Raw genomic sequence first — 12,646 nt, forward strand, 5'->3', positions numbered from 1 at the left:
CAACTTTCCGTTCCTGCGCAATTTCCCTCAACCCGCCGCCGCGCGGAAAAACCCTTCCGCATCCTCCACGTCCACCAGCGTTTTCCCGATGATCTGCCAGAACCGCGTCCCCACGGCCCGCACAAAGGCTCGGTCATGGCTGACAATCAGCGCCGTCGCCCCCTCGGCCTGCAATTCCGCCTCCAGCGCCTCTTGCCCCTCGATGTCCAGATGGTTCGTCGGTTCGTCCAGCAGATAAAAGCTTGGTCTTGCCAGTCGCAGGGCCAGCAAAGCCAGCCGTGCCCGCTGCCCGCCCGACAGGGTTGCAACCGGTCGCACCTGCCAATCCGGTGCAATCCCAGCCCCCGCCAACACGCTGCGCGCCGGGCCATCGCCCAGATCGAACCGCGTGGTGATCGCCCCGAACGGCGTCTCAGCGGCCCCGATCTGCCCCAACCCCTGATCCATATAGCCCGGCACAAGGCTTGGCGTCGCCCGTATTGACCCGGGCGCGCCCCCAATCGCCGCCTGCACCGCCCGGATCAGACAGCTTTTCCCGACCCCGTTCGCCCCCAACAGCACAACCCTCTCGCCCCGCTCGATCCACTTCTGAGCGGTCTTGAACAAAACACGCCCATCCGGCGACGAGATCAACGCATCCTCCAACCCCAGCAGCGCCTTGGCCCGCGCCGCCCCATGCGCCAGCCGGATCACCCCTGCCGAACGATCCTTGGCCGCAGGCCGCGCCGCCGCCTCGATCTTCTCTGCCCGCTCCGACAGTTGCCTTGTCTTCACCACCAGCAGGTCCGACCCCGAATTGATGCCGATATTCTTCAGCTTCGCCGCCTGACGTCGCAGCTGATCGGCCTTTTTCATGTCATTCTCGAACTGCCGCCCCGCACTCGCATCCGCCTCGGCCAAGGCCAGACGCGCCCGCGTATAGCCCAGCGGGAACATCACGCTCCGCTCAGATCGCAGGAACAGGGTCCGGTTCGTCACCGCATCCAGAAAGGCCCGGTCATGGCTGGCAATCACCAGTGGCATGCTGCGCGGCAAGCCCTTGATCCAACCCTCCAGCACCGCGATCCGCTGCAAATCCAGATGGTTCGTCGGCTCGTCCAGCAGCAGCAGATCCGGCGCACCGATCCAAACCCGTGCCAAAAGCGCCATCCGCTGCCAGCCGCCGCTCAGGCTCCCCAAGGGCTGATCATGCAGCGCCGACGGCAACCCCAACTCTTCCAGCACCACATCCGCCCGCCAGCCGTCGGCCTCCGCCTCCTCCACCGGCAAGGCCGCCAGCACCGCCGCCCGCAAAGAAAGCCCCAGCAGGCCTGCGGGCACCTCTTGCTCCATCAACCCCACCACCAGCCCCCGCCCCCGCGTGAGCGTGCCGAAAGTCGGCTCCTCCGCCCCCGCCAAACAGCGCAGCAAAGAGGATTTGCCACACCCATTGGCGGCGACCAGCCCGATCCGGTCGCCCGGATGCAAGGTCAAGGAAAGGTCTTGGAACAGCGGGGCACCAAGGGTCAGGCCCAAGGCATTCAAAATCAGGATCGACATGTTTTTCTCATCTGCCAGCCGGGCCAATCGGCATCCGGCGATCAATCAACAGCCGCGCAAACGCGGCCCGATGGGCAGACTAAGGTGAATGCTCGACCTAAAGCCCGCCCCGCATGACTGGATGCGGGGCAAAGACAGGCCCATAGGTCAGATGCTGTCGATCGATCATCTCAGACAGCCCTCCCTTGGCTTGACTTGCAGGAACCATAGCGCAGCCCCTGCCAATCTGGCAATCGTCTAGCGCTGCATCTTCACCGGCTCGCTCCGCCCCAGCTTCAGAAAATGCGCCATGAAGGGTTTCGTCGCATCATCTTCCCGCGTCGCCGCATAAAGCCGCTTCGTGATCGTCCCATCCCCCAAAGGCCGCGTCACATAATCCGCATTTGTCCGCACTTCCCGCAGAACCCAATCCGGCAGCACCGAAACCCCCCGATCCGCCGCCACCAGCATCAGGATCACCGCCGTCAATTCCACCATCCTTTGCCCCGCCGGTTCCACCCGCGCGGGCGTCAGCAGTTCGGTAAAGATGTCCAGCTTGTCCCGCCCCACCGGATAGGTGATCAGCACCTGATCCCGGAAATCCTCCGCCTCGATCCGGTCTTTCCCCGCCAACGCATTCCCCGCCGCACAAACAAAGGTCGGGTGGTAATCGAACAAAGCATTATACGTCACCCCCGCCAAAGGCGCGGGATCGGACGAGATCACCAGATCTACATCTTCGCGCAACAAGGCCGGCATCGCCTCGAACGACAGCCCCGCCCGAATATCCACATCCACCTCGGGCCAGGCATGACGAAACTGGGTCAGCACCGGGAAAAGCCAGTCAAAACAAGCGTGACACTCAATCGCAATGTGCAGCCGCCCCGTCTTGCCCGACCGCAAGGCCCGGAATTCCTCGGCCAGCGCGTCCAGTTCCGGCAGGATCCGCTCGGCCGCCCGCAGCATCCGCACCCCCGCCGCCGACAGCCGCAGGGGTTTCGACCGCCGCACGAACAGCTCCACCCCCGCCTGATCCTCCAAGCCCTTCACCTGATGCGAAAGCGCCGATTGCGTCATGTTCAGCATATCCGCCGCACGGGCCAACCCCCCCGCCTGATGGATCGCCTTGATCGTGCGCAGATGGCGGAACTCCAGATACATCTTGCGGTCTTCCTCATGTTCATCTTGAAGATTATGAATTTGTCTCACATCGCCTGCCGTGACACAAGGGACCGGCAAGAGGTGACCCATGACTCCGAAAATTTCCTTCGAATTCTTCCCCCCCCAGTCGCTGGATGCGTCGTTCCGCCTGTGGGAAACGGTGCAATCCTTGGCCCCTCTGGCCCCGGAGTTTGTCTCGGTCACCTATGGCGCCGGTGGCACGACCCGCACCCTCACGCATGAGGCGGTCACGACCATCGGCAAGAACTACGGGTTGAAAGTCGCCGCCCATCTGACCTGTGTCGATGCCACCAAATCCGAAACCCTGGCCATTGCCGAGGCTTACGCCGAGGCTGGCGTCACCGACATCGTCGCCCTTCGCGGCGATGCGCCCAAAGGGGCCGAACGCTTTGTGCCCCATCCGCTGGGCTTCCGCGATTCGGTCGAACTGGTGGAAAAGCTGGCCGCGACCGGCAAATTCACCCTGCGCGTCGGGGCCTATCCCGAACCGCACCCCGATGCCGCCGATGATCAGGCCGATGTGTTCTGGCTGAAGAAGAAACTCGATGCCGGGGCCACCGCCGCCATCACCCAGTTCTTCTTTGAACCCGAAACCTTCCTCCGCTTCCGCGACCGCTGCGAAAAGGCCGGGATCACGCAGAAAATCATTCCGGGCATCCTGCCCATCGTGTCTTGGTCAGGGGCCAAACGCTTCGCCGCCCGCTGTGGGACGAAAGTCCCCGCCTGGGTCGAAGAGGCCTATACCGCCGCCATCCGCGACGGGCGCGAGGAGCTGCTGTCGGTCGCCCTTTGCACCGAACTTTGCGACACGCTTTTGGGCGAAGGGGTGGAAGATTTGCACTTCTACACCCTGAACCGCCCCAACCTGACCCGCGACGTCTGCCACGCCCTTGGCGTTACCCCCAAGGCTGTGGCGCTGGAAAAGGTGGCCTGACGGGCCTTTCCCAGTCGTCGCGCTTTTGCGCCCCGGCCCACACCGGGGCGCTTTTTTAATGCGGAATGGGCCAATTAACGGTCGATAGACGCGATAAGGGCCGCGTCGGCCGCAGGGGGGACGCACGCCGTCCGTTCCCCTCGATTTATGGTTCAACCCCGAAAAACGTGGCGCTTGTGATGGACGTTGCAATCGCGTCCGCCCTGGGGGGCGGCGGACGCGGCCCGGCTGGTCGCCGGGCGGGGCTTGGGATCGGCGTGTATCGGATAAGGCAAATTTCATGCTGAGCCTGATCCAGTCTGATTGCCAGTCTATCTCATGCCGGGATGTGACAGCTACTTCATTACCTTAACGACACGGAACCCATACCGATCCAGTCGCGTATCTTCCTCAACCCGCCAACGCGAAGTTGGGCGCGCCCGGCTCATGGAATTGGCGTAGCTTCCACCTTTCAAAACGCGCAGGCACCTTTCGGAAAAGCTCTTTTCAAGCCATTCTTCAGTTGTGGACCATTGCGGGAGGTATTCTGTATCTTCTGGATAGCACGACAAAGTAACCTCCGCCAAATTGCCCGCCATATGCCTGATACCCCAAGGGTTATCCGCGTCCAATTCATCTACAGGAACAGGATGTCCAAGGGTCCTTAGATCCGGTCGCGGTGTCTGCAACATATTCGAGGTCTCGCTGCCAGAGATATTCTCTTGGTCGGATGTCGGTTCGAATCCTTGCGGAAATCTAGTATTTGTTCCCGCGCGTGCAGCATATTCCCATTCAGCTTCGGTGGGCAGTCTATAGGCATAACTGTCGAGCTTTTTATTTAGCCAACTGACGTATTCGACCGCATCCAAGTAGGACACGCCATTTACAGGATAGCGGCCTGCTGTTCGTAAATACTCAGGGCTATCTATGATTTTTTCAATTTCGATCTCTGAAGGGATTCGCTTAAATCTCGGGTCAACAATCGATTGACGAATTAATTCGGGATTGCCAGCCATGCCGACCATGGGGTCTGGTTTGTATCCATTGCAACCATTATCCTCCACACAGGCCATCCACTCGTCGAATGTCACCTCATTTCGTCCTATCGCAATTGGAATATCTACAACCACTTTGTGCTGAGGCCCCTCATTTTTTGGAATATAAGGATCTTCTTTTGTGGCGATGTTTAATTTTAAACCGGTGTAGTGGACGATCTCGCGAAATTCGTCATCCGGCGCGCCCATCGTGAATTCGCCCAAGGGCAGTTCCACCATTTCGGGGCAAACGTCGCAGTCGCGGAAAACGTCCAAGGGTTCAGCAACATTTGGTGTCGGACACAGGCTCAGCATCAGGGCCGCCGCCGAAACTCCTTGATGTTTGCGCAAATCAACAATCTCCAACGGTTGGTGCAAGGTGTTGTACATCCATAACGTGACCTCTTCCTGCCACAGCATAGGCCAACCTGCCAAGCGCGGATCGGCAGGGAACTTCCCGGCCAAGGATGATGAACCAAAAGCCACCTAAAAACATTCAAAATAATGAATAAATAAATCAAATCAAGATACTAAAACCAATTTCACGCGTGCAATCCCCTCCCCATCACCCCCGTTCCCAAGCCCGCCCAAATCCTCTAACTTCCCTCAAAAGGGGGAAACCATGCCCAAACCGATCTATGTCCTGAACGGCCCGAACCTGAACCTTCTGGGCCTGCGCCAGCCGGAAATCTATGGCCGCGAAACCCTGGCCGATGTGGCCGACAAAGTCTCGGCCCTGGCCGAAGAGCTGGGCCTTTCGATCCGCTTCCACCAGTCGAACCACGAAGGGGCCTTGGTCGACTGGATCCACGAAGCCCGCAGCGAAGGGGCGGCGATCATCATCAATCCGGCCGCCTATACCCACACTTCCGTGGCCATCCTCGACGCCCTGCACACCTTCGAAGGCCCGGTGATCGAGGTTCATATTTCCAACGTCCACAAACGGGAAAGTTTCCGTCATCATTCCTATGTCAGCCTTCGGGCTGACGGGGTGATCGCCGGTTTCGGGACCGAAGGCTACCTCCTGGCCCTGCGCCGCGTCGCCTCCTTGGTGGCGAAATGACTCTACCCCTCAACCATTTCAAACGCGCGCTAAAGGAAGGCCGCCAGCAGATCGGCCTGTGGAACACCATCGCGGGGCCCGTGGTGGCCGAGGCGCTGGCGGGAACGGGTTTTGACTGGCTGCTGATCGACACAGAACACAGCCTGACCGATGTGCCCGACGTGCTGGGCATGTTGCAGGCGGTGTCGGCCTATCCGATCAGCCCGGTGGTCAGGCCAGCGGCGAATGACCCGGTGCTGTTCAAACGCCTGCTGGATTTCGGCGCGCAGACCTTGTTGGTTCCCTATGTCCAAACCGCCAAGGAAGCACAGGCGGCGGTGGCGGCCATGCGCTACCCGCCGCGCGGCATCCGGGGAGCGGGGGGCACGATCCGCGCGAACCGCTTTGGAACGGTGGACGATTATATGAACCGCGCCGAACAAGAACTTTGCCTGCTGGTGCAGGTGGAAACGGCGGCGACCCTAGACCAGATTGAGGCGATTGCGGCGGTGGACGGCGTGGACGGTCTGTTCATCGGTCCGAACGATCTGGCCGCGACGATGGGTTATACCGGCAACCCTGGCCATCCGGTGGTCAAAACCGCCATTCTGGACGCCATCGGGCGCATTGCGGCCACGGGCAAGGCTGCGGGGATTCTGACGCTGGATCGAGATTTTGCGCAGGAATGTATGGAAAAGGGCAGCACCTTCACGGCGGTCGGTGTCGATCTGGTGACCCTTCTGGGCGGCGTCCGTGCCTTGGCGCGTGACTTCGGGCGTGGCTGACATCTTTTGCCTGCATCCCAAGGCCCGCGCCTTTGGGCCGGATGGGCAGGCACTGCCCTTGGGTCGCATTGAACCCGTCATCGCCCCCGGTCCAGCGGCCCTCTCCTCGGTCTTTCTCACCGCCCCCGAAATGTCTTTTCGCGTCGGCGGTGAAGGCTTTCCCGAGGGTGGCATTGGCTGGTTTGAAACCCTCACTGGCGGCAGCACCGGCACGCCCCGCCGCATCCTGCGTCGCCAGTCCAGTTGGACCGCCAGCTTTGCCATCAACGCGAAACTCTTCAACATCGCCCCCGGCGCAAGCGTCGCCGCCATGGGTGATCTGATCCATTCCTTGGCCCTTTATGCGGGTGTAGAGGCGCTGCATCTGGGGGGCTACTTCCACCACCTGCATCGCCTTTCGCCCAAGGGCATCCTCCGCGCCTTGGCCGAACGCCAGATCACCCATCTTTACGCCACCCCCGCCCAACTGCGCCTTTTGGCGGGGCAGGGGGCTTCGGCCAGCATCCGGCATCTGATCATCGGCGGCGGCGCGATGGATGCGGGGCTGGCCCATACACTCCGCACCGCCTTTCCCTCGGCCAGGATCACCGGCTTTTACGGGGCCGCCGAAACCAGTTTCATCACTCTGTCGGACGCCACGACCCCCGAAGGCGCGGCGGGCAAGCCTTACCCCGGCGTCACCCTGCATTTGCGCGACCCAGATCCCCAAGGCATCGGTGAAATCTGGGTGGAAAGCCCCTATCTCGCGGCGGGCTATGCCGGAACCCAAGGCTCGGGCCGCTGGGAGGATGGCCGCGTTACGGCGGGCGAATGGGGCCGCCTTTTGCCCTCGGGCGATCTGGTCATCCTCGGGCGCGGCAGCCGCCGCATTCGCATCGCCGATCAAAGCCTGTTTCCTGAGGAGGTTGAAACCTTCCTCCTCTCTCAACCCGGCATCCGACAGGCCGCCCTTTTGCCCCAGCCCGACGCGGCACGGGGTCAGGTTCCCATCGCCATTTTGCAAGGGCAGGGGCAGGATCAGCCCCTTTGCCAAGCCATCCGCGACCATTTCGGCCCCTTGGCCGTTCCCCGTCGCATTCTTTGGTGGGCGGGGGATTGGCCTATGCTGCCCTCGGGCAAGACCGATTTCGCCGCTTTGGCCGGGGCGCTCGAATGAGTGCCTATATCCTTGCCGCCCGCCGCACCGCCGTCATGCCCCGGGGTGGGGGTTTTGCCCGCCTGCATCCCCATGACCTCGCTGCCCCCGTTATCCGCGCCGTTTTGGCCGATGCTGGGCTGCAACCTGACGATGTCGATGAGCAGATCCTCTCCAATGCCTTGGGCGGCGGCGGCAATCCGGCCCGCCTTGCTGCTTTGGCGGCAGGTCTGCCCGAACGGGTGGCAGGGCTGAGCATTGACCGCCAATGCGCCGGGGGCCTTGATGCCATCCGTCTTGGCGCGGCGATGGTCGCCAGCGGGCAGGCGCGCGTCGTGATTGCCGGGGGGGCGGAAAGCTATTCCCGCCGTCCTTTGCGGTTGCGAACGGACCCGGATGGGGGGGAACCCGTCGCCTATGATGCCCCGCTCTTTACCCCTTGGCCGGATCGAAACCCGGACATGGCGCAGGCGGCTTCGGATTTGGCCGAACGGTTGGGCATCACCGCGCAAAGGCAGGCGGAATGGGCGGTCGAAAGCCATGCCAAGGCCATGGCGGCGGATCTTTCGGATGAGATTGTGGCTTTGCCGGAAGGCGCAAGCGACGCCTTCACCCGCGCCCTGACCCTGCAAGCTGCGCTTCGTGCCCCAAAGGTCGCAGAGAATATCACCAAGGCTACGATGGCCGTCGCCGCCGATGCGGCGGCTTTCGTTGTGATCAGTGCCAAGCCCACGCCCGGCGCGGCCATCATCCGGGCCACGGCGACCTTAGGCGCCGATCCGATGGAACCGGGGCTTTCGCCCTTGCCTGCGATCCGTGCGGTTTTGGCGCAGGCAAAGTTGACAGCTGCCAACTTTAGCCATGTTGAAATGATGGAAGCCTTTGCTGCCCAAGCCCTTGCCTGCATTCAGCAGGCCGGATTTGACCCGAATATGGTAAATCGAAAGGGCGGAGCCGTGGCGCGCGGCCATCCCATCGGCGCATCGGGGGCCATCCTCGCCGTGCGCCTGTTTCACGATCTGGAAACCGCCCCCGGCCTTGCCGCCATCGCGGCGGCCGGGGGCATCGGATCAGCCCTGATCCTAGAGCGCGTTTAAGCCCGCGACAACAGCGCCTGTGGCCGCATTTGCGCGATGCTGTGAGTCACCGCCGCACAGAGCGCGATCTTGATCAGATCACCCGGCAGATAGGCGATGCAGGCCACCGCCGCCTCGATCATCGGCTTTTCCAGCGCGATCGACATGCCCAAAATCCCCAGCGGATACAGTGCGCCAATGCCACCGATGACACCCGCCACCGCAGCCGCCAGCCAAACCGGCAGGGTCGAGGCCCGCATCACCAGACCGGCGACAAAGGCCGCGACCGGAAAGCCCACCAGAAAGCCCGCCGAGCCGCCGACAAAGACACCCAAGCCACCACGCCCGCCCGGCAGCACCTGAAAACCCAAGGCGACGATGCCCAGAAACACCAACACGGCCAGCCCGCCCAGCCGTGCCCCCAGCACGGTTCCGCAAAGCAAAATGCCGAAAGTCTGCGCCGTGATGGGCGGAATACCCCCCGGCAGGGTCAAGGCCGGTGTTGTGCCCAAGGCCACAACCAGCGCCGCAAACAGCGCCACGTAAGCAATGTTCTTTTCCATCTCTGTCCCCTTGATGGCTCAGCGGTCGTTGATGCCGCAGTGCAGCTAAACCAATCCGCCGCGCGCACGCAAGGCTTCTGCCATGTGGTCGGCCTCGTCAAAGGCCCCGACCGTCAGGCCCGGCACGAGCCGCCAAGCGGCGCGCTTTTGCGACCGCGCCCGCCAAGCAAGGCTCAACATCGCAGCCCGTTCGCCCAGCACCGGCACAAAGCGCAAGGCAAGGCCAAGGGTCAGCGCCACTTTGCGGCCCAGCAGGCGTTCGATAAGGTCGATCATGTCTGACAGCCGTGATGTAAGCGTGACCAGATTGGCGGCCGTCACCGCGACCACCAGCCGCAAGGCAATGCGCAGGCCGTTCAGGGGGTCATTCAGCCACAGATGCCAAACCGCCAGAAGGGCGACAAAAAACCAGACGGGCTGCAACAGCCGCAGGGCTTGCCGGGCAAAACCTGCCCCGCCGCTGGCCACCAGAGCGGCGACAAGCACCAAGGCCACCAACATGGGCCAAAGGTTGTCGAGCCAGAACAGCACCACGCTGAACAGGGCCAGCAGCGCCAGCTTTGGCCCCACCGGCAGGCGGTGCATCCAAGTCTTATGCGCCGAAGTCAGGCCCAGCATCCGCTGCCTCCATCGCTGTCAGATAGGCGGGCAAAACGGCATCTGGCGTCCCGTCGCCCTTGACCAACCCACCCTCCAGCCAGATCACCCGGTCATAGGCTTGGGCCACCAAAGGATCATGCGTCACGACCAGCAGGCGCTGCGAAAGCCTCGCCAGATGGGCGGCCAACCCCCGCGCGGTGGGGATGTCGAGACCGGAAAAGGGTTCATCCAGCAAAAGCGTTGCGGGTTCCATCATCAGGACGGCCAGCAGGCACAGATATTGCCGCTGGCCTTGGCTAAGGCTGGACACGGGCCGCCCGGCCCAATGGCCACGGCCTTCGGCCACCAGACGCGCCTTGGCCTGGGCCAAAGCCTCGACCTTGCCCAGCCCCATCTGGCGCAGGCCAAAGGCCAGTTCTTCCTCGACAATCGGAAAGATGATTTGGTGATCGGGGTTCTGGAACAGGATGCCCAGCCGCGCGATCAGCCCCTTGCGGTCGCCCGACGGGTCGATTCCGTCCACCCGCACCTGCCCAGCTGAGGGGGCCACCAGCCCCGCGATCAACCGCAAAAGGGTGGATTTGCCCGAACCATTGCGCCCGATGATGCCCACCCGGCGTTCGCTGATGTTCAGCGTCACCGGCCCCAGCAGCCGCTTGCCCAGCAAGGACACTTCTGCGCCGGTCAGGTCGATGCCGTGTGACACCGCCCCTGTGCCGGTCATTCGGTGGCCTTCTTGACCGCCGCTTTTTTCGCTGCGGGTTTCTTGGCGGCTGTTTTCGTCGCCGTTTTGGCGGCAGCCTTCTTGGCCGCCGGTTTTTTCTCGGCCGTCGCCTTGGGCGCGGCTTTCTTTGCCGGGGCCTTTTTCGCCTTGGCCGGCGATTTCGCCGCCTTTTCCGCGATCAGGGCCAAGGCTTCGTCCAAGGTGATGGTCTCGGGTGTGGTTTCCTTGGGCAAGGTCGCATTGACCTTTTCCCATTTCACATAAGGCCCATAGCGCCCCGGCATCACCTGCACCACACCGCCATCGGGATGCGCCCCGAGTTCGCGCAAAGCCGCCGCCGGGGCGGTGCGCTGGCCAAAGCGGCTGGCCTTTTGCGCCAGAACCTCCACCGCGCGGTTCATGCCGATGGTAAAGACTTCGTCCACATCCGGGATATTCGCGTATTTCGTGCCATGCTTGATATAGGGCCCAAAGCGCCCGATCCCAGCCTCGACCAACTCACCATCCTCGGGGTGTTTCCCGATGGGGCGCGGCAGGGCCAGCAGGGCCAGGGCGCGTTCCAGATCCATGCTTTCGGGCGACCAGCCCTTGGGCAGGCTGGCGCGCGGCGGTTTGGGCTGCTCTGCCGTTGCCTCGCCCTTTTGCACATAGGGGCCAAAGCGGCCTGCGCGCAGCGTGATGTCGACCCCGTCGCTGTCCTGTCCCAGAACCTTGCCGTCGACCGAACCCGCCTCTTCCCCGCCCGCAACCGAAATGGGCCGGGTATAGCGGCACTCGGGATAATTGCCGCAACCGATGAAAGCCCCGCCCGAACGGGCGGTTTTCAGGTGCAGTTTCCCCGTGCCACAGGTCGGGCAAATCCGCGGGTCAGACCCATCGGCGCGGGGCGGGTAAAGATGGGGGGCCAGAAAATCATCCAGCTTTTCCAGCACTTCGCCAATCCGCAGATCCGCCGTTTCCGCAATCGCGGCCGAAAAATCCCGCCAGAAACGGCTCAGCACGTCCTTATAATTCCGCTCACCAGCCGAAACATCATCCAGTTCCGATTCCAGATCGGCGGTGAAGTCATATTCCACATATTTGCGGAAGAAGTTGGTCAGAAAGGCCGTCACCAGCCGCCCCTTGTCCTCCGGGATCAGGCGGTTCTTGTCTTTGCGGACATATTCGCGGTCCTGAATCGTGCTGATCACAGAGGCATAGGTCGAAGGCCGCCCGATGCCCAGTTCTTCCATCCGCTTGACCAAGGTTGCCTCGGTATAGCGCGGCGGCGGCTGGGTGAAATGCTGTTCCGGCGTCACCGACCGCTTTTCCGCCGCCTCGCCCTGCATGATTTGGGGCAGGCGGCCCTCGTCCTCGCCATCCTCATCCCGGCCTTCGTCATAGACTTTCAGAAAACCGTCGAACAGAACCACCTGCCCATTCGCCCGCAGACCAACCTGCCCATCGGGGCTGAGGACATCCACCACAGTCCGTTCCAGCCGCGCTGCCGCCATCTGGCTGGCGATGGTGCGTTTCCAGATCAGGTCATAGAGCCGCCGCTGATCCGCCTCGGCCAGACGCAGCTTGTCGGGGCTGGCTGACATGTCGGTCGGCCGGATACATTCATGCGCTTCCTGCGCGTTCTTGGCCTTGTTCTTGTACATCCGCGGGCTGTCGGGCACATAATTCGCCCCAAAGATCGCCTTGATCGCGTCGCGCGCCGACATCACCGTCTCGGGCGCCATGTCGATGCCGTCGGTCCGCATATAGGTGATATGCCCCGCCTCATACAGGCGCTGGGCGGTGGACATGCAGGCCTTGGCCCCCATCCCTAACTTGCGGCTGGCCTCTTGTTGCAGGGTCGAGGTCATGAAGGGCGGATAGGGGTTCCGGCTGGCGGGTTTGGATTCGACGGCCTGCACCGCCAAGGTTCGGGAAGTGACAGCCTGCACCGCCAATTCGGCAGCCTCTGCCGTCGCAATGTCGAATTTGTCCAGCTTCTTGCCGCCCAGAATGGTCAGCCGGGTTTCATATTCTTGGCCCCGTGGCGTCACCAGCATGGCCTTGACCGACCAGAATTCCCGCGCGCGGAAGG

General features: G+C 62.5%; 12 protein-coding genes. 5 read left to right on the forward strand and 7 right to left on the reverse strand.

Annotated features, from left to right (window positions below):
• Positions 1–27: 27 nt before the first annotated feature.
• The gene (locus tag IE095_RS04720; RefSeq protein WP_189410463.1) at positions 28–1,539 is read right to left on the reverse strand and encodes an ABC-F family ATP-binding cassette domain-containing protein; all 1,512 of its coding nucleotides are present in this window, start codon (positions 1,537–1,539) and stop codon (positions 28–30) included.
• Positions 1,540–1,776: 237 nt separating this feature from the next.
• Positions 1,777–2,679, reverse strand: coding sequence for a LysR family transcriptional regulator (locus IE095_RS04725; protein ID WP_189410541.1), 903 nt, complete (start codon positions 2,677–2,679; stop codon positions 1,777–1,779).
• 88 nt (positions 2,680–2,767) lie between these two features.
• On the opposite strand from IE095_RS04725, the gene metF reads away from it, so the two are divergent.
• Positions 2,768–3,634 (forward strand): methylenetetrahydrofolate reductase [NAD(P)H], encoded by an 867-nt coding sequence (gene metF / locus IE095_RS04730; RefSeq protein WP_189410464.1) that lies wholly within the window; start codon positions 2,768–2,770, stop codon positions 3,632–3,634.
• Between the two features lie 335 nt (positions 3,635–3,969).
• Here the strand turns inward: metF and IE095_RS04735 are convergent, their stop codons facing one another.
• A complete protein-coding gene (locus IE095_RS04735) occupies positions 3,970–5,112 on the reverse strand; it encodes a formylglycine-generating enzyme family protein (protein ID WP_189410465.1) in 1,143 nt (380 codons plus the stop codon).
• 157 nt (positions 5,113–5,269) lie between these two features.
• On the opposite strand from IE095_RS04735, the gene aroQ reads away from it, so the two are divergent.
• From aroQ to IE095_RS04755, 4 genes are read left to right on the forward strand one after another with little or no spacing between them, the layout of a single operon-like run.
• The gene (gene aroQ, locus IE095_RS04740; RefSeq protein WP_189410466.1) at positions 5,270–5,710 is read left to right on the forward strand and encodes a type II 3-dehydroquinate dehydratase; all 441 of its coding nucleotides are present in this window, start codon (positions 5,270–5,272) and stop codon (positions 5,708–5,710) included.
• Complete coding sequence (locus IE095_RS04745) at positions 5,707–6,474, forward strand: aldolase/citrate lyase family protein (RefSeq protein ID WP_189410467.1); 768 nt, start codon at positions 5,707–5,709, stop codon at positions 6,472–6,474. Before aroQ ends, IE095_RS04745 begins: the two co-directional genes overlap by 4 nt.
• Entirely contained in the window at positions 6,467–7,630 is a 1,164-nt protein-coding gene (locus IE095_RS04750) for an AMP-binding protein (protein ID WP_189410468.1), read from the forward strand. Before IE095_RS04745 ends, IE095_RS04750 begins: the two co-directional genes overlap by 8 nt.
• Positions 7,627–8,706, forward strand: a complete 1,080-nt coding sequence (locus IE095_RS04755; RefSeq protein ID WP_189410469.1) for a thiolase family protein — start codon at positions 7,627–7,629, stop codon at positions 8,704–8,706. Before IE095_RS04750 ends, IE095_RS04755 begins: the two co-directional genes overlap by 4 nt.
• Here the strand turns inward: IE095_RS04755 and IE095_RS04760 are convergent.
• The 4 genes from IE095_RS04760 to topA form a co-directional block, all read right to left on the reverse strand.
• Entirely contained in the window at positions 8,703–9,248 is a 546-nt protein-coding gene (locus tag IE095_RS04760) for a biotin transporter BioY (RefSeq protein ID WP_189410470.1), read from the reverse strand. The genes IE095_RS04755 and IE095_RS04760 overlap by 4 nt on opposite strands.
• A gap of 45 nt (positions 9,249–9,293) precedes the next feature.
• Positions 9,294–9,866, reverse strand: a complete 573-nt coding sequence (locus IE095_RS04765; protein ID WP_189410471.1) for an energy-coupling factor transporter transmembrane component T family protein — start codon at positions 9,864–9,866, stop codon at positions 9,294–9,296.
• Positions 9,841–10,572 carry an energy-coupling factor ABC transporter ATP-binding protein gene (locus IE095_RS04770; protein WP_189410472.1) on the reverse strand — a complete coding sequence of 244 codons (732 nt, stop codon included), beginning with the start codon at positions 10,570–10,572 and terminating at the stop codon, positions 9,841–9,843. The genes IE095_RS04765 and IE095_RS04770 overlap by 26 nt, the downstream gene beginning before the upstream one ends.
• A partial coding sequence (gene topA / locus IE095_RS04775) for a type I DNA topoisomerase (RefSeq protein ID WP_229804504.1) occupies positions 10,569–12,646 on the reverse strand: 2,078 nt, incomplete at its 5' end. The genes topA and IE095_RS04770, both read right to left, overlap by 4 nt.

The organism is Neogemmobacter tilapiae, assembly GCF_014652215.1.
Classification (GTDB): Bacteria; Pseudomonadota; Alphaproteobacteria; order Rhodobacterales; family Rhodobacteraceae; genus Neogemmobacter; species Neogemmobacter tilapiae.

Bases quoted from the DNA above. Each gene is read 5' to 3' on its own strand.
- IE095_RS04720 (WP_189410463.1), bottom strand. From the start codon at position 1,539: ATGTCGATCCTGATTTTGAATGCCTTGGGCCTGACCCTTGGTGCCCCG.
- IE095_RS04725 (WP_189410541.1), bottom strand. From the start codon at position 2,679: ATGTATCTGGAGTTCCGCCATCTGCGCACGATCAAGGCGATCCATCAG.
- metF (WP_189410464.1), top strand. From the start codon at position 2,768: ATGACTCCGAAAATTTCCTTCGAATTCTTCCCCCCCCAGTCGCTGGAT.
- aroQ (WP_189410466.1), top strand. From the start codon at position 5,270: ATGCCCAAACCGATCTATGTCCTGAACGGCCCGAACCTGAACCTTCTG.
- IE095_RS04745 (WP_189410467.1), top strand. From the start codon at position 5,707: ATGACTCTACCCCTCAACCATTTCAAACGCGCGCTAAAGGAAGGCCGC.
- IE095_RS04755 (WP_189410469.1), top strand. From the start codon at position 7,627: ATGAGTGCCTATATCCTTGCCGCCCGCCGCACCGCCGTCATGCCCCGG.
- IE095_RS04760 (WP_189410470.1), bottom strand. From the start codon at position 9,248: ATGGAAAAGAACATTGCTTACGTGGCGCTGTTTGCGGCGCTGGTTGTG.
- IE095_RS04765 (WP_189410471.1), bottom strand. From the start codon at position 9,866: ATGCTGGGCCTGACTTCGGCGCATAAGACTTGGATGCACCGCCTGCCG.
- IE095_RS04770 (WP_189410472.1), bottom strand. From the start codon at position 10,572: ATGACCGGCACAGGGGCGGTGTCACACGGCATCGACCTGACCGGCGCA.